Below are 23,549 nucleotides of genomic sequence, written 5' to 3'. Positions count from 1 at the left end.
CAATGCACCGTCCACACCGCCGCCGGTGCCGCGGCAATTATTGGGGGCTCCGGTGCATTTCACGGACCGGGCCGCGGAATTGGCCGAGCTGAACGAGGCGCTGGCCGACAACCGGCGTGACGGAATCCGCATGTTCGCGGTGCTGAGCGGTCCCGGCGGGGTTGGCAAGACCGCCCTCGCGCTGCACTGGGCGCACACCGCGCGCGACCGGTTCACCGACGGCCAGCTCTACGTCGACCTCGCCGGGTTCAGCGGATCCGAGCCGGTGACGCCGGAGGACGCGCTCGGCCTGTTCCTGCGCAGCCTGGGCGTGCCGTCCCGGGAGGTGCCGGTCGACATCGCCGAGCAGGCGGCGCTCTACCGCTCGCTGACCGCGGACAAGAAGCTCCTGGTCCTGCTCGACAACGCGTACTCGGCCGCGCAGGTGCGCCCGCTCGCGCCGAACTCGCCGGCCAGCGCGGTCCTGGTGACCAGCCGCAACCGCTTGACCGGTCTGGTCGCCGAGGGCGCGCGACTGGTCGACGTCGGTCCGCTCGGCAAGCTCTCGGCGGTCCGGTTGCTGGCGAAGGTGGTGGGCAGGCGCCGGATCGACGACGATCCCGAACGGGCCGAGGCGCTGGTCGGCATGTGCGGCGGCCTGCCGATCGCGGTCCGGGTGGCCGCCGCACGGCTCGCCAGCCGGCCCCAGTGGTCCGTGCGGAAGATCGTCACCGAGTTGAGCGACGAGCGCAGCAGGCTGTCGATGCTGTCGGCGCCGGAGCTGTCCGTGCAGACGACCTTCGACCTGTCCTACCGCGCGCTCGGACCGACCGCGGCGGCGCTCTACCGCAGGCTCGCGCTGCACCCCGGTCAGGAGTTCGGCGCCTCGGTGGCGACGTCGGTGCTGGAGCAGGACACCTCGCACGCGTTGTTGGAGGAACTGGTGGACGGCAACCTGGTCGAGTCGGTCGGCGAGAGCCGGTACCGCTTCCACGACCTGCTCCGGCTGCACGCCCGCAACAAGGCCAACTCCGAGGACGACCCGGACGAGCGGGCGCGCGCCGTGCGGCGGATGGTCGAGTGGTACCTCGCCGGCGCGATGGCGGCCGACCTCGTCGTCACGCCCCACCGGCGCAGACAGGCCTACGAGTTCCTGGCGCGGCCCGAGGGCGTGCCGGAGTTCGAGGACCGCGAGTCGGCGCTGGCGTGGCTGGAGGAGGAGCGGCGGAACCTCATCGCCTGCGGCCTGGTGGTGGAGGAACGCGGCTGGTGGGCGCTGACCTGGCAGCTGGCCGACGTGCTCTGGCCCTTGTTCCTGCACCACAAGCACTACCGCGACCGCTTGGAGGTCGACCGGCGCGGCGTCGAGGCGGCACGCCGGTGGGGGAACAGGCTCGCCGAGGCCGACATGCTCAAGCGGCTCGGCCTGGTGTGCACCACGGTGGGCAGGCTGGAGGAGGCCGAAGAGCACCTGCGGGCGTCGGTCGCCGTCGCCGAGGAGATCGACGACCGGCGGGGCGCCGCCGACGCGGAGGAGGCGCTCGCCCTGCTGCACGTGGCCGGTGGCCGGCTCGCCGAGGCGGTCGGGCTGTTCGAGCGGTTGGCCCGGACCAACCGGGACCTGGGCGCGCGGCGGAGCCTCGGCCTCACGCTGATCAACCTCGGCCGGGCGCTGACCGGGCTGGGTCGGGTCGACGAGGCGCAGCGGGCGTTGTTGGAGGCGACGGAGCAGTTCCGCGGCTTGGAGCCGCCGGACCCCTACAACCAGGCACGGGTCGTGGTGGCACAGGCCGCGGCGTACCTGCGTGCCGACGACCTGCCGCTCGCCGACCGAACGGCCCGGAGCGCGCTGGACGCGCTGAGCGCGCTCGGCTCCAAACAGGGGATGGCCGAGTCGCACCAACTGCTGGCGGAGTCCGCCGAACGGCAGGGTGACGCGGAGCGGGCCGCAGAGCACTGGAGACAGGCTCTGCGGCTCTACACCGAGATCGGATCCTCAAAGGCCGACGGCATCGCTCGACGACTGGGCGTCCAGGACGACGACCCGGAGCCACCCGCACGCGACGGCTGACCGCCGTGCCCGGTGCTCCGCGCACCACACGGGCAGCCCACGCGGTCGCAGCGCGCTCAGGTCGAGTCGTGCCACGTGCCACGCGTAGAGCGACTGGACGGCCGACACCACGACCGCTTGGACGTCGAGGCAGCGCGCCTCGGTGGCCGCTGGCGTGAGCTCGACCACCTGGCCGAGTTCGGTCCGCACCACGAGCCGATCGGCCGACGCGGCGACCGCCAGCGCGGCGAACGGGTTGTCGCGCAGCAGCTCGGCGGTCGGATCACCATCCACACCGGACACCTCGCGCACGACGACGTCCGCCAGGCGGTCCGGTCCGCTCGTCCACCGCACCATGGGTTCGGTCACGGAGACTCCTCCGGTGGTGTCGGAACCGGCGGCACGGCGCGGTGCCGTCCCGGTTCGGGGAGGTCGAGCAGTTCGTACATGATCCGGCGCAGCCGCGCCGACGAGCGGCCGGGCTCGGAGGTCAACCGCTCCCGCACGACCTCGCCGAGCTCGGCCGCACGTGCCGCGGCCAGGTCGAGTTGCGGTCGCACGGGCGATCCCGACTGGAACCTGGGCGCCAGGTGCCGCAACAGCTCCTGCGCTGACCCGCTGGACGTGGCGACCCGCACCGGTGCGTCGACCAGGACCACCGGCCGGCCGATCGCCGCCGCGTACACGCCGACCGACCCGTGGTCGGCCACCACGTGATCGGCGGCGATCACCGCGGCCCGCCAGTCCACGTGCGGGCCGACCACGACCAGCCCCGCGTCCCGGCACTCCGCGAGCCACGCGTCCACCTGCCGCTTGCCGTGGCCGAACCAGGCTCCCGGGTGCACCAGCGCCACCACGCGGAACCCGTGCGGCGTCAGCTCTTCGAGCAGGCTCGGCAGCAGGTCCTCGAACCTCGCGAACAACGAGTCCAGCCCCCACGTCGAGCTGACCACCACGGCCTGCTGACCCGGCTCGATGCCCAGCGCGGCCCGGTACTCGTCGCGCCGCGGCAGGCTCGCGACCAACCGGTCGTAGGTCGGGTCGCCCGCCACGACGGCGACATCGAGCGCCTGCGGGCACTGCCGCCGCAGCACCTCCCGTTCGTCGTCGTGCGCGAGCACCAGCGCGCTCGCCAGCACACGGCCGTTGTGCAGGAGCCGTTGCGCGTCCAACCCGTAGACCACCGGCTCGCCGCCGGTGGTGAAGGACTTGCCGTAGCCGGCGCCGTGCGGCATCACCACCAGCGGCGCGTGCAACTCGTGCAGCCCGCCGTAGGACGCGGCGACGGCCAGGGCGAACTCCTGCCGGATCGCCAGCTCCCACGGCCACACGATGCCCCCGGTGGACCGCAGGAATTCGGCCACCCCGTTGCTGAAGACGTCAGGCGCCTGCGTGAAGACGACCTGAAGCCTCGTGTCCGTCTCGATCAGCTCCACGGCTTCCAGCAGGCGTTGCCCGCTGGTGACCGTGTGCACCACGGCGAGCACCGACAGGCACCCGGCGCGGCTGACCCACTGCGACGCGTCGAGCCCGATCGGCACTCGCGGCCACTCTGGACGTGTCATGCACTCCCCCTCGCGCTCCAACCCTCGGGAGAAGAGTGACGGACCGGTTTGCCGGGAACTTGCAGTCCGCTTGCATCTGCCGATCGCCGTCCGGTCACCTGGGCAATTCGGACGAAAATGGGAAACGGGCCTGCGGAACTTCCTCCCAGTGAAGCACACTGTGCCCAAGGGCAAGTTGGCCAGCGAAAGGTGGCGCTGGTGGAGTTCAAGATCATCGGCAAGACGCGATTACACATCGACGGGAATGATTGTGATCTCGGGCCGGCCAAGCACCGCGGCGTGCTCACATTGCTCCTCTACTACTTCCCGAGACCGGTCCAAGTGGACACCATCGCTCAGGTGCTCTGGCCGGACAGTGCCCCGGAACAGGTGAAACGAAACCTGCAGCCGATCGTCAGCCGACTGCGAGCCATTCTGGCCAAATCGGGGACAGGTGCGTCGATACCGAAGGAGGGCAACGCTTATCGGTTGGTGTTGCGACAGGCGGACCTGATAGACTACCACCGTTTCCGCAAATTGGCGGAGATGGGTCGGGTGGCGGCCTCTCGAGGTGACCACCGGGAGGCCAAGGCATTGCTGCGCGAGGCGCTTTCGCAGTGGAACGGCAGGCCGCTCGAAGAGCTCGGCGGGGCGTGGGCCGACCATTGTCGTGACCAAATGGAGACATTCGACCGGATGCCCGCGTTTTACGCGTTGCTGGACAGCCAGCGGCAACTGGGCGAGCACCTGGAGGTGATGGCCGAAGCGGGCAGGCTCACCGCGAGCCAGGCCCCGGACGAGGCGTTCGCCGGCCTATACATGCGCTCCCTGGACGCCTTGGGTCGCTACTCCACGGCGCTCGACTTCTACGCCGTGTTCTGCCAGCGCCTGTTCGAGCACGTCGGCGCCGAGCCCGGCCCGGAGTTGAGGGACCTCTACCGGAGCATCCTGCGCAAGCAGGAGAGCACCGCGCTGCCGGGCACGACGGCGCCACACCAGCTGCCGCCGCCCGCGCGAAGCTTCACCGGCCGCGACGACCTGCTGGCCAGGCTCGACGCCCTGCTCGGCGACGGCGACCAGGGCCGGGTCGTCGCGCTGCACGGGATGCCGAGCGTGGGCAAGAGCCAGCTCGCCCTCAAGTGGGCGGCACGGCACCGCGACCGGTTCCCGGACGGGAACCTGTACCTGGAGCTGCGCGGCGCCGGCCCCGGCACGCGGGTCGCGCCCGACGACGTGCTGGCGTTCCTGCTGAGGTCGCTCGGAGCCGAGCGAATACCCGCCACCGGTGGCGAGCGGCAGCTCGAGCTCCGCCGGTTGCTGGGCAACCGCAGGATGCTGGTCCTGCTCGACGACGCGCACGAGAGCGCGCAGGTCAGGCCGGTCCTGGCGGCGACGCCGCAGTGCCTGACGATCATCACGAGCCGGACCCGGCTGATGGGGCTGAAGGTCCTCGACCACGTCGACCTCGTGCCCGTGCCGCCGCTGTCGACGGCGGAGTCGATCACGTTGTTGCGCAACGAGATCGGCCGCGAGCGGGCCGACGTCGACCCCGCGGCGCTGCGGGACCTGGCCGGTCTGGTGGACGGCCTGCCGCTCGGGTTGAGGATCATCGCGCAGCACGTCGCGAACCGGCCGGACACCCCGATCGGGGAGCTCGTCGAGGACTTCAAGGGTCAGGACGGGCTCGGGATCCTCGGATCCGTGCACGACAGCGACGACGAGAGCGCCACGCTGCCGGCGGCGTTCTCCTGGTCGTTCCGCGACTTGCCCGCGGACACCGCGCGGATGTTCCGGCTGCTGGCGCTCAACCCGACGGCCGAGTTCGGCGTCGACGCGGCGGTCGCGCTCCTGGGCGAGCCCTACGACGCGGTCAGCGCGCACCTGAGCACGCTGGTGCGCAGCAACCTGCTGGACTACGGCGCCGTGCCGCGGCGGTTCAGGCTGCACGACACGTTGTACGGCTACGCGCTGCACCTCGTGCGCCGCGACGAGCCCGCGCAGGCGCGCAAGCACGCCATGACCCGGCTGCTGGACTGGTACCTGGCGTCGTCCGGCGCCGCGGCCCACCTGCTGGATCCCCAGACCTCGCCGGTGCCGCCACTGCCGGGCATGTCGGCGGAGCCGGTGCCGCTCGCGGACCAGTCGGACGCGTTGAGGTGGCTCACCAGGGAGCGGGTGAACCTGGTCGCCGCGGTGCCGCAAGCCGTCCGCCACGGGTTCCACGCGCACGCGTGGCGGCTGTCGGCCAATTTCCACGAGGCGTACGACCGGTCCGGGCATTACGAGGACGTCCTCATCAGTCACCGGGCGGCGCTCAAATCGTGTGCCGCGCTCGGCGACCTGGAAGCGTTGAGCGGCACGCACAGCAATGTCGGAATGGTGCTGTACCGGTTGTGCAAGTACGCCGAGGCGGAAGAGCACTTCAAAGCCGGATCGGACCTGGCGCGAGCCATCGGCGCGCACGAGATCCAACTCATCTGCTCGCATAACCTGGCCGGAATCCGCTTGGCCCTGGGCGAGGTCGGCGCCGCGATCGAGCTGTACCGGGAAACCCTGGACGCGACGCGCGAATCCGGCTACCGCGACGGCGAGGCGTACGCCCTGAACGAGCTCGCGAACGCGTACCGCAAAGCGGAGCGGGACGATCTCGCGCTGGAGCACTACTACCAGGCGCTCGCCATCCGTCGCTCGATAGGTCACGTCAGGGGTGTCGCGACCACCCTCACGGACGTCGGGCGGCTCCACTTCGAGAGGGGCGAGCACGAGGAGGCCCTGGGTCGCCTCCACGAAGCCCTGGCGCTCCACCCGATCGGCGGTGATCGCGCCCGCACCGCCGACGCGCTCGTCACGCTCACCGAGGTGGAGTACGACCTGGGCCGGTTCGGTGAGGCCATCGGCCACGCCGAGGAGGCAGTTTCCACGTGTCACGTCATCGGGGCGCGTGCGGGACAGGGGCGCGCGCTGCACGTCTGGGGTCACGCGCTGGTGGCCCTCGGGCGGTTGGACGAGGCCGAAGAGCGGTTCCGGCTGGCAGTCGGCGTGCTGCGGGGCGTGCAGGAGGTCGAGGCCGAGGTGGTAACGGAACACCTGGCCGATGTGAAGACTATTCGCAGCGCTATTCCGGAGCCTCGTTCGTCGGCGCCCGACTTCACCGCCACGCCAGCCGAGGAGATCACTGAGCGTAAGAACTGAGAGGAAAGTTCGTCACCTGATCCAGTGAATGTTGAGTAGGACAACAAAATAGTTATGCATCAATGGTGGTCGCCCCTCTCCTCTGACGGGTGGGTGACACCCGGAAGAGAACCACCCCAGTGTGAGGGACCACTGGGGCGGGTGATCTACTGCGCCCGTGAGCACTCCCGTTTACCGCGCAATGCGGAACCTGGTTGTTTCGTTGATCGGTTCACTCGCCGTCGTCGCATTCGTGCTCGGCGGCCCGACGGCAACGGCCGCCGAAGCCGACCTGAACGGCTCGGCTTGTGTTGTGCAATGGCCCGGCCGTATCGGATGACGACCGCTTCGCGGTGTCGAGACTCGAACGAGGAGCTCTGATGGAACCCGACATACGCAGAGCCGGCAGTACCGGTGGTGGAACCTCCGAGGCGCCGACCTGAGGACGTGGGTGGGAGTACGAGTTCCCACCCACTCCTTAGTGGCGTTCATCGCCGAGAAAGACAACAAGAGGGCCACCGGAATGGTGACCCTCTCGCTGTGTTGTGCGCCGCCAGGGACTCGAACCCCGAACCCGCTGATTAAGAGTCAGCTGCTCTGCCAGTTGAGCTAGCGGCGCTCGGACTCTCTTGCTCTGTCCGACGCGAAGAACATTAGCACAGCGTCTCTCCCAGCTCCCAATCGCCTGGTCAGGGCCGGTGTGCCGCCCTGGTGCAGGGGGAACTTCGCCTTGGTAACGATCCAGCATCTCGGGCAACATCGTCAACCCTCTGGGCGTCACCTTGTCAGGGGACGCCGGCGGACTCCTGTGGCGGGCAGTCACGGCGTTCTGGGGACGAAGCGGAGGACGGGGATGTACCGCAAGCGGGGGGCGCGCAGAGCGCTGGGGATGGTCGCGATCGGGTTGGTCGCGGTGTTGATCACAAGTTGTTCGTCCGGCTCCGCCTCGACCGAGGACGCCGCCGGTGAGACCTCCACCACCACGTCGTCCACGCCGCCGCCGAAGCCCGTGATGTTGAGCACGGGCCCCGTGGACGCGGCGGTCGACGTCCAGCCCGGCGTGCCGGTCGTGGCCACGGCCACCGACGGCAAGATCACGTCGGTCTCGTTGACCAACCCGGAGGGCAAGGTCGTCGCGGGCCAGGTGAGCCCGGACGGTCTGCAGTGGACCAACACCGAGCCGCTGGGCTACCAGAAGACCTACACGCTGTCCGTGACGGGCGAGGGCGCGGACGGCAAGGCCGTCACCAAGACCTCGACCTTCACCACCGTCAAGCCGCGCACGCTGACCTACCTGTCGGTCAACCCGCAGGACGGCACGACGGTCGGCGTCGGCCAGCCGCTCGCCTTCTACTTCGACGAGCCGATCGCGGACAAGACCGCCGCCGAGGCGATGATCTCCATCACCACCGCGCCGCGCGTCGAGGGCGCCTTCTACTGGTTCGACGAGAAGACCGTGCACTGGCGCCCGCAGGCCTACTGGACGCCCGGCACCAAGATCACCATCAACGCCAAGATCTACGGCAAGCACGTGGGCAACGGGGTCTACGGCGAGGAAGACCGCGTGATCAACACCACCATCGGCGACGCGGTCGTCCACGAGGCGGACGGCCAGACCCACCAGGTCGTCACCAAGGTGAACGGCCAGGTCGTGCGCACCATGCCCACGTCGATGGGCGACGCGCAGAACCCGACCCCCACGGGCACCTACGTGCTCATGGAGAAGCACGCCCACATGGTGATGGACTCCCGCACGTACGGCCTGTCGCTGGAAGCGGGCGGCTACGTCACGCCCGTCGACTGGGCCTACCGGATGTCCAACTCGGGCATCTTCTTCCACAGCGCGCCGTGGTCGATCGGCGACCAGGGCAGGCGCAACGTCAGCCACGGCTGCCTGAACCTGTCGCCCGAGAACGCCAAGTGGGTGTTCGACAACTCCAAGCAGGGCGACATCGTCATCGTCACCAACTCCGGCGGCCCGGTGCTGGAGTCCTGGGACGGCTTCGGCGACTGGCAGATCCCGTGGGACCAGTGGATCAAGGGCAACCGCTGACGCTAGAGCTCTGACACCCGACCCGCCGCCACCACCAGGCGGCGGGTCGTCCGGACCGCGTCCAGCATCCGCCGGTCGTGCGTGACCAGCAGCAACGTGCCGGTGTAGGAGTCCAGTGCGGACTCCAGCTGTTCGATCGCGGGCAGGTCCAGGTGGTTCGTCGGCTCGTCCAGCACGAGCAGGTTCACCCCGCGTGCCTGCAGCAGCGCCAACGCGGCACGCGTGCGTTCACCGGGGGAGAGGGAGGCGGCGGTCCGCAGCACGTGCGCCGCCTTCAGCCCGAACTTCGCCAGCAACGTGCGCACGTCGGCGGGCACGAGCTCGGGTACGGCCGCGCCGAAGGCGTCCAGCAGCGGCTCGTCGCCGAGGAACAGGCCGCGGGCCTGGTCGATCTCGCCCACGACCACGCCGGAGCCCAGGGACGACGACCCGGAGGCCAGCGGGACGCGGCCCAGCAGCGCCGCCAGCAACGTCGACTTGCCCGACCCGTTGGCGCCGGTGATGGCGATCCGGTCGGCCCAGTCCACCTGCACGTCGACCGGCCCCAGGGTGAACGACCCCCGCGTCACGACCGCCGACCGCAGCACCGCCACCACCGCACCGGACCGGGGCGCGGCGGCGATCTCCATCCGCAGCTCCCACTCCTTGCGCGGCTCCTCGACCACGTCCAGCCGTTCGATCAGCCGCTCGGTCTGCCGCGCCTTGGACGCCTGCTTCTCGGTTGCCTCGGTGCGGAACTTGCGTCCCACCTTGTCGTTGTCGGGCGCCTTGCGGCGGGCGTTCTTCACGCCCTTCTCCATCCACGACCGCTGCGCCCGAGCGCGCTCCTCCAACGACGACCGCGTGGACGCGTACTCCTCGTACTCCTCACGCGCGTGCCTGCGGGCGATCTCACGCTCCTCCAGGTACGACTCGTACCCGCCGCCGTAGGTCCGCACCTGCTGCTGCGCCAGGTCCAGTTCCACGACCCGCGTCACCGTGCGGGCCAGGAACTCGCGGTCGTGCGACACCACCACGACGCCCGCGCGCAGCCCCGTCACGAACCGCTCCAGCCGGGCCAGGCCGTCCAGGTCCAGGTCGTTGGTCGGCTCGTCGAGCAGGAACACGTCGTACCTGCTCAGCAGCAACGACGCCATGCCGACCCGCGCCGCCTGGCCGCCCGACAACGCCGTCATCGGCAGGTCGAGCGAGACCTCCAGCCCCAGCTCGGCCGCCACCTCCAGCGACCGTTCCTCCAGGTCGGCCCCGCCCAGCGCGAGCCACCGCTCCAACGCGTCGGAGTACCCGTCGTCACCCGACCCGGAGGCCAGCGCCTCGGTCGCCCGGTCCAGCTCGACCTGCGCCGCCGCCACGCCCGTGCGGCGGGCCAGGAACGCCCGGACCGTCTCACCCGGACGCCGGTCCGGCTCCTGCGGCAGGTGGCCGACCGTCGCGCTCGTGGGTGAGAGGCGGATCACACCCTGTTCGGCGGGCAGCAGGCCCGCGAGGGTCCGCAGCAACGTGGACTTGCCCGCGCCGTTGGCGCCGACCAGCCCGATCACGTCACCGGGTGCGACGACCAGGTCCAGCTCGGAGAACAGCACGCGGTCGCCGTGCCCGGCGGCCAGGTCTTTCGCGACGAGGGTGGCGCTCACGACGACTCCAGGGCAAAAGAAGACGCCCCTCGACTCGGGCGTCGAGGGGCGTTCCGCTTGGGGTGAGTGACGGGACTTGAACCCGCGACACCTGGGATCACAACCCAGTGCTCTGCCAGCTGAGCTACACCCACCAAGACCGGCTGACCCGGCGCGTGAAGCATACAGTGCCCTACCGCCGGGTCTGAAATCGACCCTATTCGAGGCCCTCGTCGGCCAGCAGCTCGGCGGCCACGGCCTGCGCCTGCTCCGACGTCGGCCCTGGCTGCGGCACGAACGCCGTGCGCCGGTAGTACGCCAGCTCGCGGATCGACTCCTTGATGTCGGCGAGCGCGCGGTGCGCCAGGCCCTTGCCCGGCTGCGCGTAGTAGATGCGCGGGTACCAGCGCCGGCACAGCTCCTTGATCGACGACACGTCGACCATCCGGTAGTGCAGGTGCGCGTCGAGTTCGGGCATGTCACGGGCGATGAACCCGCGGTCGGTGGCGATCGAGTTGCCCGCCAGGGGAGCGGTGCGCGGGTCCGGCACCCATTCCTTGATGTAGGCCAGCACCTGCGCCTCGGCGTCGGCGAGCGTCACGGTGGACCGCCGCACCTCCTCGGTGAGCCCGGACTTGGCGTGCATCTGCATGACGACGTCCGGCATCGAGTCGAGCGCGGTGTCGTCGGCGTGGATCACCACGTCGACGCCTTCGCCGAGCACGTTCAGCTCCGCGTCCGTCACCAGCGCCGCGATCTCGATCAAGGCGTCCTTGCCCAGTTCGAGGCCGGTCATCTCGCAGTCGATCCACACCAGGCGATCCATCACCCGCGCGAGCCTAGTCGCCCGCTCCCGCCGGTCCCGCGTCGCTTCGGGTGGCGGCCCCTTCCAATCTCATTACGCTCATCGCAATGACGGCCCAGAGCGACATCGCTGCCGGCTACGCCTCGGCGGGCGCGGCCATCGAACTCGGCGCCGTGCTGGTGGACGGCGAGGTGGAGCCGACCGCGCGGGTGCGGCTCCCACTGGCCACGCTGAACCGGCACGGCCTGGTCGCGGGTGCCACCGGCACCGGCAAGACGAAGACGCTGCAGCTGATCGCGGAGCAGCTGTCGGCGGCGGGCGTGCCGGTGGTGATGGCGGACGTGAAGGGCGACCTGTCCGGTCTGTCACGGCCGGGCGAGGGCGGTGAGCGGATCACCGCGCGGGCCGCCGAGACGGGTGACGACTGGCAGCCGGGGGCGTGCCCGGTGCAGTTCCTGTCCCTGGGCACGGGTGGGGCGGCGGTGCCGGTGCGGGCGACCGTCACCAGCTTCGGGCCGATCCTGCTGTCGAAGGTGCTCGGGCTCAACGACACCCAGGAGTCCACGCTCGGGCTGATCTTCCACTGGGCGGACACGCGCGGGCTGCCGTTGCTGGACATCAAGGACCTGCGGTCGGTGATCACGCACCTCACGTCCGACGAGGGCAAGGCGGACCTGAAGGGCCTGGGCGGTGTGTCGTCGGCCACGGCGGGGGTGATCCTGCGGTCGCTGGTGAACCTGGAGGCGCAGGGCGGTGACACGTTCTTCGGCGAGCCGGAGCTGGACCCGCTCGACCTGATGCGCGTGGTCGACGGTCGCGGCGTGGTGTCGCTGCTGGAGCTGGCGGAGCTGCAGGCCAAGCCGGCGTTGTTCTCGACGTTCCTGATGTGGCTGCTGGCGGAGCTGTTCGAGGTGCTGCCCGAGGAGGGTGACCTGGACCAGCCGAAGCTCGTGTTCTTCTTCGACGAGGCGCACCTGCTGTTCGCCGACGCGTCGAAGGCGTTCCTGGAGCGGATCACGCAGACGGTGAAGCTGATCCGGTCCAAGGGTGTCGGTGTGTTCTTCTGCACGCAGTTGCCGACCGACGTGCCGAACGCCGTGCTGTCGCAGCTGGGCGCACGGGTGCAGCACGCGCTGCGGGCGTTCACGCCGGAGGACCAGGCGGCGTTGGCGAAGGCGGTGAAGACCTACCCGAACACGCCGCACTACGAGTTGGACGAGGCGTTGACGTCGTTGGGCATCGGCGAGGCGGTGGTGACGGTGCTGAGCGAGAAGGGCGCGCCGACGCCGGTCGCGTGGACGAGGCTGCGCGCGCCGCGGTCCTTGATGGACACGATCGGGCCGGACGCGATCAGGCAGGCCGCCGGGACGTCCGAGCTGCACGGCAAGTACGCCGGGACGGTGGACCGCGAGTCGGCGTACGAGAAGCTGGCGGCGAAGGTGGCGCCCCCGCCCGACCAGGAGCAGGCGCCACCGCCCGAGCCCTCCGAACGGCGTGCCGAGCGCGAGGAGCCGGGCGTAGTGGCGCAGGTGCTCGGCAACACGGCCGTCAAGTCGTTCCTCCGCTCAGCCGCGAGCGCGCTGGGCCGTGAGATCACCCGCGGTCTCTTCGGAACCTCCCGCAAGCGCCGGTGACCACGTAAGCGGCGCACACGTTCCGCATCAGTCGGGTGGTCCGGGTTCCAGGAACGGACGGAGCAGGTCCGGGACCGCCTCGTCGGCGAGGGTCAGGCCGGTGGACTCGCCCACGTCGATCACGTGGTACGCGCCGTCGCCCGCCGCGGTGGTGGCGGTGATGGTGACCAGGCCCGCGCGGCGCTGGAAGAAGGAACGGGAGATGCGCCAGCCGATGATGCCGGTGCGTTGCAGCGCCACGGTTTCGCGGATCGCCGAGCCCGCGCGGGCGAGCAGGTGGCGGTCGGTCAGCGCGTGGCCGAGCGAGCGGTAGCGGTCCCAGCCCAGGGCGGCGGAGAACGGGACCAGTGCCAGGACGACCTGCCACGTCCAGCTCGGTGCGAACCACGCCAGGATCGCCGCGAGGACCAGCAGGGGCACGACGGCACGCACCATCCGGCGGCGCAGGGCGGCGGGCGGGTGTCGGTGCAACGGTGTCCGGGTCGGCGAGCCCGGTGCCTGCGTCGGCGAGTCGTCGGAGGTGGGCCGCAGCACTTCCGCGGACACCCGGTGCGCCTCGGCGACCGGCGCGGGTGGCAGCAGCAGGTTGCTCTCGCCCTTGCGGCCCAGTCCGGTCGTCACGGTCTTGGCGTGCGCACCGCGCCCGGCGCGCAACAGCAGCGGCTCGACCAGCTCCACGCCGCGAAGCCGTTGCTCGGCAACGGAAACCGAACGGGTGGTGAGCAGGCCGCGGCGCACCCGGACCGTGTCGTCCGGTTCGCGGGTCAGCCGGTAGCCCCAGAACTGCACCACGTACACCAGCACCGAGCCGAGGGTCGCGACCAGCAGCACGACACCCGCGAACACCGCGACGGTCAGCCCGAGCGGCTGTTCCACCACCCAGCGCGCGGCCTCGCTCATCGGCTCGAACACCTCGATGTCCAGCTCCCGCGCGAAGTTCATCACGAACCCGAACAGCGCACCGGCGGCCACCAGCCCGGACAGCGTCAACGGCGCGTACCGCAGCCACCGGTTGTCCCATTCGGACAGCACGACCCCCGGCCGCTCCTCGGCAGCCGCCGGCGCCTCGGTCTTGGCGATGGTGAGCAGCAGCACGCGCAGCCGTTCCGCTTCGGCCGACGACACCGCGTCCAGCGTCAACCCGTCCTCGCCCGGCTGGTCGCGCTGCCCGGTGCCGACCCGGATCGCGGACAGCCCGAACAGCCGGTGCCCGAGCTTCGCGGTCAGGTCAACGGTGCGGATCCGGTCACGCGGCACGGCCAGGCGCTTGCGCACCAGCAGGCCGGTGTGCAGCTCGACCTGCTCGGTGGTGATCCGGTACCGGGTGGTGATCCAGCGCAGCAGTCCCAGCAGCACGATCGCGGCGATCACGCCGACGCTGACCAGGATCCGCCACGTCTCGCCCCGGCCGAGCACCAGCAGGCCGACGAACAGCGGGACCAGGCCGATCAGCTCGTTGAGCGGGCGGACGATGAGCATCCGCACGTCCAGCCGGTGCCAGTCCACCACCGGTTCGGCGTACTCGGGCGCGGCGGGCAGGTCCGTGGTCACGTGGCATCACCGGGCGTGGCCTGCGTGGTGGTGGTGAGCTCGTCGGCCAGCCGCACCGCGTCGTCGTGCTCCAAGCCCTCGATGAGCACGGGGCCCGCGGCCGAGGCCGTGGTCACGGTGACCGTGGACAGCCCGAGCAGCTGTTGCAGGGGACCGCGCTTGGTGTCCACGGTCTGGATGCGCGAGACCGGCGCGATCCGCCACTCCTGGTTGAGCCAGCCCGCCAGCGTGTACACCGCGTCCGGGGTGGCCTCCCAGCGGTGCACCCGGTACCGCCAGCGCGGCATCACCAGCGTGTGCGCGGTGCCGAGCACGAGCGTCGCGACGGCGGCGGTGACCTGCCACGGCGACGCGGCGAAGATCAGCACGACCAGTTGCGGCACCAGCAGCACCGCCCAGCCGATCAGCGCGTGCAGGGTCCAGAGGGTGATCGACTTGCGGCTCACCTGGTGCCGCGGCGCACGCAGGCGCAACACTTCGTTGCTCACGCCGTCCACTGTGCCTCAAGGCCGAGCCCGCGTGCGCGCGAACCCGACCCCGTCACCGACCGGTTACGGCTGCGGTGCGTACGGCGCCTGGAACACCTTCGCGTGGGCGCCCTCGCCCTGGACGGCCACAGCGGCGGGCACGCCGACGACGACCGCGAGACCGGCGCAGATGGCGAGCGCAGCCATGATCTTGTGCAGGGAGTGCACAACCATCGTCGAACTCCGTTCGATCGTAGCGGCTTTGTCGGCAGGGGGGAGCCGGACCAGATCCGCGGGTAACGCCCGGAAGCGTCCAAGCGGAGCATGGCACAGAGGGGTCGTCACGGTCATCACCCACTTCTGCCTCTGCCCGCTAGGCAATACCCCCGGAGCGGTCGCCCCGATCGTCGGGGACATCCCACCATCACGGGTAACGAGCCGGAAACCCGGAAGTGACTCAGTCGAGCACGGCTCGTGCGCGCGTCTCCTCGTCGAGGTCCACCCACCACACCGCCGCGCCCGCACGGTCGCGCACGCCGATCGTCCGGTAGATGCGCTGGAGGTGGTTCTGCACGGTCTTCGGCGACAGCGACAGCTCGGCCGCGATGTCACCCGTGCTCTCGCCCGCGGCGACCCGCCGCAGCACCTCGATACCGCGCTTGGTCAGCCCGGACCGCAACGCCCGCGCGATCCGCCGGTTGTCCTGCTCGGCGGTGGCCGAGCTGCGCAGCGGGTCCGGCGCCGTCCGGTGCTCCCGGTGCGGTCCGAACGTCCGCTCGGCCAACTGGTCCACCAGCCGCGCGGACAGGTCGTGCTCGCGCATCCGCAGCAGGTCGCGGCCTTCCTGCAGTTCCCACAGCCGGTACTGCTCCAATTGAGACCGGGCGTGGCGCAGCGCCGAGTCCAGCTTCCCGGCCCGCTCGTGCGCCACGCTCAACGCGCCGTGCGCCCGCACCGCGACCTCCCGCGCCAGCACGCCCATCGCCAGCTCCGCCGCACGGGTCAGCAGCCGCACCTGGTCGTCGTGCCGGCCGCGCACGCCGTTGATCCGGGCCCGCGCCATCAGCAGCTCGGCCCGCAGCACGGGCCGGTCCTGCCCGTCGAGCAACCGGTCGGCCCGCTGGCACGAGCGCAGCGCCCGCTCCACCTCGCCCAGGTCCAGCCGCACGTGCGTGAGCAGCAGGTTCAACCGGGCCATCCGCCACGGCTGGTCGAGGTGCTTCCACCGGTCCCGGACCTGCGCGCACAGCGCCTCCGCGCGCCGGAGCTTGCGCGTGCACGGCTCGCCGTCCGGGCTGCACCGGCTCGCCGCCGTGCGCACCATGCAGTGCTCGTGGTACTGCGTGCGCAGCACGTCGGCCTGCTCGAACAGGATCGAGCCGATCAGCTCGACGTCCTTGGTCAGCTCGGCCAGGCCCAGCGCCCGCGCCAACGAGTGCAGCGACCGCTCCCGCGAGTCCAGCCGCAGCTCCACCACGGCCTGCGCGAAACCGCACCACGCCTGCAACCCGACGTGCCGGTTGGCCACCGCGATCGCCCGCACCCGGTCGATGGTGTCCAGCGCGCCCGGCAGCAGGCCGCGCTTGCCCAGCGCCACGGACTGGGCCAGCACGCTGTGCGCCACGCCCTCGGCGTCGTCCAGCCAGGAGAACGCGGCCAGCGCCTTCTCCGCGGCCTCCAGCGCGTCACCGGGGCGGCCCTCGTCCAACGCCAGCCGCGCCTCGCGCAGGTTGGACACCGCGGCCTCACGCGGATCGGCCGCTCGCTGGACGGGAATCGTCATCGTTGCCCCCCGGCTGGAGAGCGTACTCACCCCAACTCGCGCTTGAGCACCTTCCCGGTCGCGTTGCGGGGCAGGGCGTCGAGGAAGACGACCTCGCGCGGCACGGAGAACTTGGCCAGGTTGCCGCGCACGTGCTCGCGCACCGCGTCCTCGTCCAGCGCGCCCGGTTCCTCGCACACGACGTACGCGGCGAGCCGTTGGCCGAACTGCTCGTCCGGCACGCCGACCACGGCCACCTCGCGCACCCCGGCCAGGCCCGCCAGCAGGTCCTCGACCTCGCGCGGGTACACGTTCTCGCCGCCGGAGATGATCATCTCGTCGTCCCGCCCCGCCACGTACAGCAGGCCGTTGGAGTCGCGGTAGCCGACGTCGCCGGTCGCCATGAGGCCGTCGCGGACCTCCTTGTTCGCGCCGTTGGTGTAGCCGTCGAACAGCATGTCGTTGGCCACGAAGATCCGGCCGGTGGTGCCGGCGGGCACGGGGTTGCCGTCGTCGTCCAGGATCCGCAGCCGGGTGCCGTGCGGCGGCACGCCCGCCGTGTCCGGGTGCCTGGCCAGCTCGTCGGGCCGGGCGATGCTCACCCAGGACACCTCGGTGGAGCCGTAGAGGTTGTAGAGCACGGGACCGAACTCCGCCAGGCACCGCCGGGCCACCGGTGGCGGCAGCGCCGAGCCGCTGGACGCGATCACCCGCAGCCGCGGCAGGTGGGGGCGCCCGGTCAGCTCCAGGACGCGTTGCAGCATCACGGGAACGACGAACAGCGCGTCGCTGCCGTGCTGACGCGCGTCGGCGAGCACGAGCGCCGGGTCGAACTTGCGGCGCAGCACGAAGGTCGCGCCCAGCACGAGCCCGATCTGGAACGCGGCCAGGCCCCACGTGTGGAACAGGGGCGCGGGCACGGAGAACCGGTCGCCCGCCTTGAGCGGGATGCGCGACAGCAACGCGGCGGCGGGCGTGAGGCTCGCCGGTTCCGGCCGCTTGGCGCCCTTGGGCGCGCCCGTGGTTCCCGACGTCAGCACGATCATCCGGCCGCGCGGCGGTCGTTTCGGCAGCGGGGTGGCGGGGGAGCCCGCGATCAGCTGCTCCAGCGTCTTGCTCTTGGTGGCGCCGTCCACCCACGCCATCACCCGGCGCACCTTGCGGGGCGCGTTGGCGAGCAGGTCGCGGAACTCGGTGTCGGCGACGACCACGGACACGTCCTGCTCGCGCAGCACCACGGCGATCTGGGCCGCGCTCAGCCCCGTGTTGAGCAGCACGGTGTGCGTGCCGAGCTTCACGCACGCGGCCACGGTCTCCACGAAACCCCGGTGGTTGCGGCACAGCACCGCGACCTTCGAACCCGGCCGCACGCCCAGGTCGCGCAGGCCGTGCGCGAGCCGGGTGGTGCGCTCGTCGACCTGGGCGTAGGTGAGCGTGCCCGCGTCGTCGACGATCGCCGGCCGGTCGGGGTGGCGCGCCGCGCCGTGGGCGAAGCCGAACGCCACCGTGATGTCCCACTGGAGGTAGGCGTCCACCACGCCGAGCAGCCTGCCGGGACCCATCGGCCGCACGACACCGGCGCGCACCAGCGTCGCCAACGCGCGCAGCGCTCCCAGGACCCGGTTCACCGCGTCGCCCGCAGGACCAGGCGGGTGACCCCGGCGGCGACGGCGGCCAGCGGTGAGGTGCGCGGGGTGCCCTGCTCCGGCATCGCCCGGTACGCCAGGTGCAGCAGCGACCGGACCTGTTTCGGCGCGGTCCTGCGGGCGAGTTCGGCCAGCACCCCGAACGGCCGGTTGACCTCTTCGGGACGGCGTTCCAGCGCGTGCACGACCCACTGCGCGGCACGCTCGGGCGTCGCCGCCGGGAACGCGTCGTAGACCTTCGTCGGCCCGATCATCGGCGTGCGCACCAGCGGCATCCGCACGGAGGTGAACGTCACACCGTCGGCGACGGTCTCACTGGCCGCCACCCGGCTGAACGCGTCGAGCGCGCTCTTGGACGCCAGGTAGGCGGAGAACCGGGGCGTGTTCAGCTGCACGCCCATGCTGGAGATGTTCACGATGTGCCCGGACCGCCGTTCCCTCATGTGCGGCAGCAGGCCCAGGACCAGCCGCAGCGGTGCGAAGTAGTTCAACGCCATGGTGCGCTCGTAGTCGTGCAGCCGGTCCACGCTCAGGTGCACGCTGCGCCGGATCGACCGGCCCGCGTTGTTGACCAGCACGTCGACGCCGTCGTGCTCGGCGAGCACCTGCTTGAGCAGTGCGCCCACTGCTTCGGCGTCGGTCAGGTCGCACGGGTAGGTGTGCGCCGTGCCGCCCTCGGCGCGGATCCGCTCGGCGACGCTCTCCAGCTCGTCGGCACGGCGTGCGACCAGCAGCGGCACGGCTTTGCGACGGGCCACGGCGAGGGCGGTGGCCGCGCCGATGCCCGACGACGCGCCGGTGATCAGCACGGTGCGCCCGGCCAGGCCGTGCTTGCGCGCGGCGCGCAACGGGTCGAGGTGGTCGGCCCAGTACCGCCACACCGTGTGCGCGTAGGTGGTGAAGTCCGGCGGTTCGAGACCGGTGACCGCGCGGGTGGCGGTCGAGTCGAACTCGGCGCGCATCGCGAGGTGGGGCACGACCTGCGGCGGGATGCCCAGCTCGGTGAGCACGCCGGTCACGATCGCGCTGGTCGGCGCGGCGGGCAGCGGCAGCGGCACGGTGAGGCGGACCTTGGGCGCACCGGTGGCGTCGGCCAGCGCGTTGTAGACGGCGTCCAGCCGGAGGGAGCGGCGCGCGGTGAGGTGGAACGTGCTGCCGGTGGGCACGTCCGCGTGGATCAGCTCCAGCAGCGCCGCCACCACGTAGTCGACCGGGACCAGGTTCACGGCGCCGAAGTGCGGCGCGACCAGCGGCAGCAGGCGCGGCAGGCGGGCGAGCGCGGCCAGTGCCGGGAAGAAGTAGTAGGGGCCGTCGACCTTGTCGATCTCGCCGGTGCGCGAGTCGCCGACCACCGCGCCGGGCCGGTACACCCGCCACGGGACATCGCCCTGTTCGCGGACGATCTTCTCGGCGGCGTGCTTGGTCGCGTGGTACGGCGAGGGCAGGTGCCGGCCGAGGTCGAAGTCGTCCTCGGTGACCGTGCCGCGGTGGTCGCCCGCGACCGCGATGGACGACACGTGGTGCAGCAGCCCCGAACCGGTGCGCCCGGCGTACTCCACGACCCGCCGGGTGCCCTCGACGTTGACGGTGTGGTGCTCGTCCGCGGACGCGGTGAAGTCGTAGACGGCGGCCAGGTGCACGACGTGGTCGACCCGGTCGGCGTCGATCGGGGAGCCGAGGTCGCCGAGCACCGCGGTCAGCTTGTCGTGCCGGTCCAGCTTGTCCGCCGACTGCGGCCTGACCAGCGCGAACACCCGCTCGCAGTCCGGTCGCCGGAGGAGCTCGGCGACCAGGCGCCTGCCGATGAAACCCGTCGCGCCGGTGACGAAGTAGGTACTCACGACCCCGATACTGACATTACCTACCCGCGAGTAGGAAGAGTGCGGTCCGAAATCGGAACGCTGGTGATCAGTTTTCCGGCGTGCCGGACGCGTTCACCACCGCGTCGCGCAAAGCCGCGCGCAGGCGGCCCACCTCCAACGGCGTCAGCACGGCCGCCTCACCCGGCGGCACGGTCACCACGACGTGGCCCTGGCTGACGAAAACGGTCATGTCGCGGCGACGTGACGCGATGTCGCGGCACGAGATCTGCCACTCCCTGTCTGTACCCACGGCCCCCAACCTCCAACTGTCTCGACACGGGGTGCTCGGACCAATCCGGGCGCCCGCGAGGAGGAGACGCACGCGGGTTGGTGCCATGACGGGAGATTCCGCCGGGCGACCGTGCCGAGCTGTCGCTAGCGTCGCATGCGGCTGTCGTCACAGTCACCTGAAAGGGTGAGAAAATGGCTGAACCGCAACGGATCGTGATAATCGGCTCGGGCCTGGCCGGTGCCGCCGCGGCGGGTGCGTTGCGGGATCGGGATTATGTCGGTGACCTCGTCCTCTTCGGGCGGGAGAGTCACCGGTCGTACGAGCTTCCGGTGCTGTCCAAGCAGATGCTGCTCGGTGACGCCGACGAGCCGAACCGCGTGCACGAGCCCGATTTCTACGAAGACCGCCGAGTCGAGCTGCGTCTCGGGGTCGAGATCGTCCGCGTGGACGTCGACGGTCGGTCGGTCGAGGACTCCACTGGCGCAACGCATTCGTGCGATCGGCTGATCCCGGCAACCGGCTCGACACCCAAGCCGAGGTGACGCCGGAGCAGCTGCGTCAGAGGCAGGAGCCGCTGTCGGGGCCGTGACCGGTCTCGATCAGGCGTTCCAGCAGCACGCGCAGGGTGTGGGCTTCCTCGGGCGCCAGCCCGGCGGTGAACTCGCGCTCCACCTGGACGTGCAGCGCCTCGACCGCGCCCTGGACGGCCCGGCCCTGCTCGGTGATCACCGGCACGCGCACGCGCCGGTCGTTCGGGTCCGGCTTGCGCACGATCAGGCCCGCTCGTTCCAGCCGGTCCAGCTCGGCGGTGAGCGTGGTCTTGTCCACGCCGAGCGCGTGGCCGAGCGCGAGCTGGGTGCGCTGGAACTCCTCGCTGGCCAACGCGGTCAGCACGATCTGGCCCCGGGTGGTGATGCCGTGCCGCACCGCCGCTTCCTGCGCGACCGTGCCGAGCTTCTGCGCCACGCGGTGCAGCAGCCAGTTCAGGCCCGCACGGCTGGTGCAGCCGAGGTCAGGGGCGAGATCCATGCCCCGATCATACGCGAGGCACGAGATATTCTCGGGTAAGAACGTCTTGACTCGGAACAACTTTGGTCATATGTTCTCAACCGAGAACTTCTTGGGAGGAACTATGGCGGAACTGCTCCACCTCGACACCAGCCTGCGGTTCGAGGGGTCGGTGTCACGCGAGGTCACCGGGGCGTTCGCGGAGGCGTGGCGATCGGCGCACCCGGACGGCGGGTACACCTACCGGGACCTGGCCGCCGACCCGTTGCCCCACATCGACCCCGAAGCGCTGGCCGTCCGGCAGGCCGATGGCGACCGCCCGTTGGAGCAGCGGCTGGTCGCGGAGCTGAAGGCGGCGGACACCGTGCTGCTCGGCGTGCCGATGTACAACTACGGCGTGCCGTCGAGCCTCAAGGCCTGGCTCGACTGGATCGCGGTGCCGGAGCTGTTCGCCGACCAGGAGACCGGTGCAGGCGTGCTGACCGGCACCCGGGTCGTGGTCGTGACCGCGCGGGGCGGCTCCTACGCGCCCGGCACGCCCCGGCACTCGTTCGATTTCCAGGAGCCGTACCTGCGGGCCGTGTTCACCACGTTGGGCATGGGCGAGCACCTGGAGTTCGTGCACGCCGAGATGACGATGGCCGGCGTCATGCCGCACCTGGCCCAGTTCCGCGACCACGCGGCCGCCTCGCTGGAGGACGCGCACCGGGTGGTGCGCAAGTTGGCCGTCGCCTGAAAGGGGGTATCGGGTGACGGGCCGTGGGTCGAGGGGGCGGCCCGTCACCCGATAGAGGAGGCTTGTTCGGACTGCGACACTGGGGGCCATGTCCGAGTCGATCGCCGCGGTCGTGCTGCGCGCCGCCGAGCTGATCGCGCGCGGGCTGCCGCGCAAGGCGATCGAACTGCTCCAGCCGGCCCTGGTGGTCAACCCCCTGCACGGCGAGGCGTGGTGCCGCCTGGCCGCCGCGTACCTCGACGCGGGCGAACCCGACCCGGCCCTGAACGCGGCGAAGCGCGCCCTGGTCCTCGACGGCGACCCGGTGTGGGCGCAGCGGCTGACCGCGTTGGCGTTGAGCGAACTCGGCAGGCACCCCGAAGCGGTGGTCGCGGCCCGGGAGTGTGCGCGCCGCAAGCCCGGCGACTGGCGCTGCCAGGTGGTGCTGGCCGAAGTGCTGGCCAACAGCCCCGAAGGCCCGCGGGAAGCCGTGGAGGTCGCCCGGGAGGCCGCGCACCTCGCGCCCGCGGAGGCCCGGGCGTTCCAGGTGCTCGGCGACGCCGCGCTGCGCGTGCGCGACTGGGGCACCGCCGAACGCGCCTACCGCACCGCGTTGCGCCTCGACCCCGACGCCGACGACGTGCGGGCGAACCTCGCCACCGTGCGGAGCAAGCGCGGCGGCGCGCCGATCCCGCCACCGTCCGGCGAAGCGCTGCACGCCGCACACGTGCTGGTGTGGCCCGCGCTGTCCCGGTTGGCCGCGCTGCTCGTCGCGGGCGGCCTGGTGCTGCTGCTGGCGGGCATGCCGAAGCCGACGCCGCTGCTCGGCGCGTTCTCCGGCCTGCTGGTGGTCGCCTGCCTGGTGGTCGTGGGGCTGCTGCTGCTCAAGGCGCGGCGCGGGGTGCGCCGGGCGTTGCTCCGCCTGCCGGCGCACCGGCCCAAGGTCGCGATCGTGGCGACGATGTTCTGGCTGTCGGCGGTGATCCTGGCCGGCTGGTCGGTCGCGCTCCTGGTCGGCGCCACGACGATGCAGCCGCTCGTGGTCGCCTGGCTGTGCGCGCTGATCGGCGGAGCGGTCGTCGTGCTCGGCGGCGGTCGCTAACCTGGACGCCGGGAAGGAGGCCGATGACCCGGCGCACGCTGCTCGCGATCCTGGCGTTGATCGCGGGTTTCGTCGTGTCCGGACCCGGCCCGAGCACCCCCGTCGACGCGGTCGCCGTCTCCTCGACCGTCGACGCCACCCACCTGCCCGGCACGGCCACCCGCGGCACGCACGCGGTGCACCCCGTGCAGGTGCACCTGGGCCAGCCGCTGGACGGTGTCCAGCCCGCCGTGCACGTCCCACCCGCGCCACCGGTGCGGGTCCACGTCGTCGACCCGACCCACCGCACCCCCGAGCGCAACGGCCAGACCCCGCTCGGCGAACGCGCACCGCCCCCGACCCCCGGTAGCTGAAC

21 protein-coding genes and 2 tRNA genes are annotated in these 23,549 nt (G+C 71.3%); 9 read left to right on the top strand and 14 right to left on the bottom strand.

Annotated elements, in window-relative coordinates; translation table 11 throughout:
- The first annotated feature begins 52 nt into the window (after window positions 1–52).
- Complete coding sequence (locus B0I31_RS11060) at window positions 53–2,050, top strand: tetratricopeptide repeat protein (protein ID WP_181320101.1); 1,998 nt, start codon at window positions 53–55, stop codon at window positions 2,048–2,050.
- Here B0I31_RS11060 and B0I31_RS11055 read toward each other — a convergent pair.
- Together B0I31_RS11055 and B0I31_RS11050 are read right to left on the bottom strand one after the other, a co-directional pair.
- Window positions 1,976–2,398 carry a hypothetical protein gene (locus tag B0I31_RS11055; RefSeq protein ID WP_106615209.1) on the bottom strand — a complete coding sequence of 141 codons (423 nt, stop codon included), beginning with the start codon at window positions 2,396–2,398 and terminating at the stop codon, window positions 1,976–1,978. The genes B0I31_RS11060 and B0I31_RS11055 overlap by 75 nt on opposite strands.
- Window positions 2,395–3,594: an NADPH-dependent FMN reductase family protein gene (locus tag B0I31_RS11050; RefSeq protein WP_146173808.1), complete on the bottom strand. Its 1,200-nt coding sequence runs from the start codon at window positions 3,592–3,594 to the stop codon at window positions 2,395–2,397. The genes B0I31_RS11055 and B0I31_RS11050 overlap by 4 nt, the downstream gene beginning before the upstream one ends.
- A 198-nt stretch (window positions 3,595–3,792) precedes the next feature.
- Here B0I31_RS11050 and B0I31_RS11045 point away from each other — a divergent pair, with 198 nt between their 5' ends.
- A complete protein-coding gene (locus tag B0I31_RS11045) occupies window positions 3,793–6,765 on the top strand; it encodes an AfsR/SARP family transcriptional regulator (protein WP_181320100.1) in 2,973 nt (990 codons plus the stop codon).
- Window positions 6,766–6,922: 157 nt separating this feature from the next.
- The gene (locus tag B0I31_RS40515) at window positions 6,923–7,084 is read left to right on the top strand and encodes a hypothetical protein (protein ID WP_181320099.1); all 162 of its coding nucleotides are present in this window, start codon (window positions 6,923–6,925) and stop codon (window positions 7,082–7,084) included.
- A gap of 206 nt (window positions 7,085–7,290) precedes the next feature.
- On the opposite strand, the gene B0I31_RS11040 is transcribed toward B0I31_RS40515, so the two are convergent.
- A tRNA-Lys gene (locus B0I31_RS11040) sits at window positions 7,291–7,363 on the bottom strand.
- 234 nt (window positions 7,364–7,597) lie between these two features.
- On the opposite strand from B0I31_RS11040, the gene B0I31_RS11035 reads away from it, so the two are divergent.
- Window positions 7,598–8,797: a L,D-transpeptidase gene (locus B0I31_RS11035; protein ID WP_106615206.1), complete on the top strand. Its 1,200-nt coding sequence runs from the start codon at window positions 7,598–7,600 to the stop codon at window positions 8,795–8,797.
- Window positions 8,798–8,799: 2 nt separating this feature from the next.
- On the opposite strand, the gene B0I31_RS40510 is transcribed toward B0I31_RS11035, so the two are convergent.
- The 3 genes from B0I31_RS40510 to orn all read right to left on the bottom strand — a co-directional run bounded on the left by B0I31_RS40510 (window position 8,800) and on the right by orn (window position 11,239).
- A complete protein-coding gene (locus tag B0I31_RS40510) occupies window positions 8,800–10,431 on the bottom strand; it encodes an ABC-F family ATP-binding cassette domain-containing protein (protein ID WP_106615205.1) in 1,632 nt (543 codons plus the stop codon).
- A 58-nt stretch (window positions 10,432–10,489) separates the two neighbouring features.
- Window positions 10,490–10,565 (bottom strand) — tRNA-His (locus tag B0I31_RS11025).
- Window positions 10,566–10,627: 62 nt separating this feature from the next.
- Window positions 10,628–11,239: an oligoribonuclease gene (gene orn / locus B0I31_RS11020; protein ID WP_106615204.1), complete on the bottom strand. Its 612-nt coding sequence runs from the start codon at window positions 11,237–11,239 to the stop codon at window positions 10,628–10,630.
- An 83-nt stretch (window positions 11,240–11,322) separates the two neighbouring features.
- Here orn and B0I31_RS11015 point away from each other — a divergent pair, with 83 nt between their 5' ends.
- Window positions 11,323–12,849 carry a helicase HerA-like domain-containing protein gene (locus B0I31_RS11015; RefSeq protein ID WP_106615203.1) on the top strand — a complete coding sequence of 509 codons (1,527 nt, stop codon included), beginning with the start codon at window positions 11,323–11,325 and terminating at the stop codon, window positions 12,847–12,849.
- A 27-nt stretch (window positions 12,850–12,876) separates the two neighbouring features.
- On the opposite strand, the gene B0I31_RS11010 is transcribed toward B0I31_RS11015, so the two are convergent.
- The 7 genes from B0I31_RS11010 to B0I31_RS39960 form a co-directional block, all read right to left on the bottom strand.
- Window positions 12,877–14,400: a PH domain-containing protein gene (locus tag B0I31_RS11010; RefSeq protein WP_342751473.1), complete on the bottom strand. Its 1,524-nt coding sequence runs from the start codon at window positions 14,398–14,400 to the stop codon at window positions 12,877–12,879.
- Complete coding sequence (locus tag B0I31_RS11005) at window positions 14,397–14,888, bottom strand: PH domain-containing protein (protein WP_245949803.1); 492 nt, start codon at window positions 14,886–14,888, stop codon at window positions 14,397–14,399. Before B0I31_RS11005 ends, B0I31_RS11010 begins: the two co-directional genes overlap by 4 nt.
- 63 nt (window positions 14,889–14,951) lie before the next feature.
- Window positions 14,952–15,101, bottom strand: coding sequence for a hypothetical protein (locus tag B0I31_RS40505; protein WP_181320098.1), 150 nt, complete (start codon window positions 15,099–15,101; stop codon window positions 14,952–14,954).
- 223 nt (window positions 15,102–15,324) lie between these two features.
- A complete protein-coding gene (locus B0I31_RS11000; protein ID WP_146173806.1) occupies window positions 15,325–16,650 on the bottom strand; it encodes a helix-turn-helix transcriptional regulator in 1,326 nt (441 codons plus the stop codon).
- Window positions 16,651–16,676: 26 nt separating this feature from the next.
- Complete coding sequence (locus B0I31_RS10995) at window positions 16,677–18,257, bottom strand: AMP-binding protein (protein WP_106615201.1); 1,581 nt, start codon at window positions 18,255–18,257, stop codon at window positions 16,677–16,679.
- Window positions 18,254–20,116, bottom strand: coding sequence for an SDR family oxidoreductase (locus B0I31_RS10990; protein ID WP_106615200.1), 1,863 nt, complete (start codon window positions 20,114–20,116; stop codon window positions 18,254–18,256). Before B0I31_RS10990 ends, B0I31_RS10995 begins: the two co-directional genes overlap by 4 nt.
- Before the next feature lie 67 nt (window positions 20,117–20,183).
- Entirely contained in the window at window positions 20,184–20,387 is a 204-nt protein-coding gene (locus B0I31_RS39960; protein WP_146173805.1) for a hypothetical protein, read from the bottom strand.
- Window positions 20,388–20,560: 173 nt separating this feature from the next.
- On the opposite strand from B0I31_RS39960, the gene B0I31_RS10985 reads away from it, so the two are divergent.
- A complete protein-coding gene (locus B0I31_RS10985) occupies window positions 20,561–20,911 on the top strand; it encodes an FAD-dependent oxidoreductase (RefSeq protein ID WP_106615199.1) in 351 nt (116 codons plus the stop codon).
- Between the two features lie 16 nt (window positions 20,912–20,927).
- On the opposite strand, the gene B0I31_RS10980 is transcribed toward B0I31_RS10985, so the two are convergent.
- Complete coding sequence (locus B0I31_RS10980; RefSeq protein WP_106615198.1) at window positions 20,928–21,398, bottom strand: MarR family winged helix-turn-helix transcriptional regulator; 471 nt, start codon at window positions 21,396–21,398, stop codon at window positions 20,928–20,930.
- A gap of 103 nt (window positions 21,399–21,501) precedes the next feature.
- On the opposite strand from B0I31_RS10980, the gene B0I31_RS10975 reads away from it, so the two are divergent.
- From B0I31_RS10975 to B0I31_RS10965, 3 genes are all read left to right on the top strand, one after another.
- A complete protein-coding gene (locus B0I31_RS10975) occupies window positions 21,502–22,113 on the top strand; it encodes an FMN-dependent NADH-azoreductase (RefSeq protein ID WP_106615197.1) in 612 nt (203 codons plus the stop codon).
- Between the two features lie 88 nt (window positions 22,114–22,201).
- The gene (locus B0I31_RS10970) at window positions 22,202–23,194 is read left to right on the top strand and encodes a tetratricopeptide repeat protein (protein WP_106615196.1); all 993 of its coding nucleotides are present in this window, start codon (window positions 22,202–22,204) and stop codon (window positions 23,192–23,194) included.
- Between the two features lie 23 nt (window positions 23,195–23,217).
- Entirely contained in the window at window positions 23,218–23,547 is a 330-nt protein-coding gene (locus B0I31_RS10965) for a hypothetical protein (RefSeq protein ID WP_106615195.1), read from the top strand.
- Window positions 23,548–23,549: the final 2 nt, after the last annotated feature.

Source organism: Saccharothrix carnea (assembly GCF_003014735.1).
Lineage (GTDB): Bacteria > Actinomycetota > Actinomycetes > Mycobacteriales > Pseudonocardiaceae > Actinosynnema > Actinosynnema carneum.
This window is presented reverse-complemented; position numbering and strand designations above follow the sequence as displayed.

Coding starts and splice junctions, on each gene's coding strand:
- B0I31_RS10980 (WP_106615198.1), bottom strand. CDS start 21,398: ATGGATCTCGCCCCTGACCTCGGCTGCACCAGCCGTGCGGGCCTGAAC.
- B0I31_RS11035 (WP_106615206.1), top strand. CDS start 7,598: ATGTACCGCAAGCGGGGGGCGCGCAGAGCGCTGGGGATGGTCGCGATC.
- B0I31_RS11000 (WP_146173806.1), bottom strand. CDS start 16,650: ATGACGATTCCCGTCCAGCGAGCGGCCGATCCGCGTGAGGCCGCGGTG.
- B0I31_RS11015 (WP_106615203.1), top strand. CDS start 11,323: ATGACGGCCCAGAGCGACATCGCTGCCGGCTACGCCTCGGCGGGCGCG.
- B0I31_RS10965 (WP_106615195.1), top strand. CDS start 23,218: ATGACCCGGCGCACGCTGCTCGCGATCCTGGCGTTGATCGCGGGTTTC.
- B0I31_RS40505 (WP_181320098.1), bottom strand. CDS start 15,101: ATGGTTGTGCACTCCCTGCACAAGATCATGGCTGCGCTCGCCATCTGC.
- B0I31_RS10975 (WP_106615197.1), top strand. CDS start 21,502: ATGGCGGAACTGCTCCACCTCGACACCAGCCTGCGGTTCGAGGGGTCG.
- B0I31_RS10970 (WP_106615196.1), top strand. CDS start 22,202: ATGTCCGAGTCGATCGCCGCGGTCGTGCTGCGCGCCGCCGAGCTGATC.
- B0I31_RS11050 (WP_146173808.1), bottom strand. CDS start 3,594: ATGACACGTCCAGAGTGGCCGCGAGTGCCGATCGGGCTCGACGCGTCG.
- B0I31_RS10985 (WP_106615199.1), top strand. CDS start 20,561: ATGGCTGAACCGCAACGGATCGTGATAATCGGCTCGGGCCTGGCCGGT.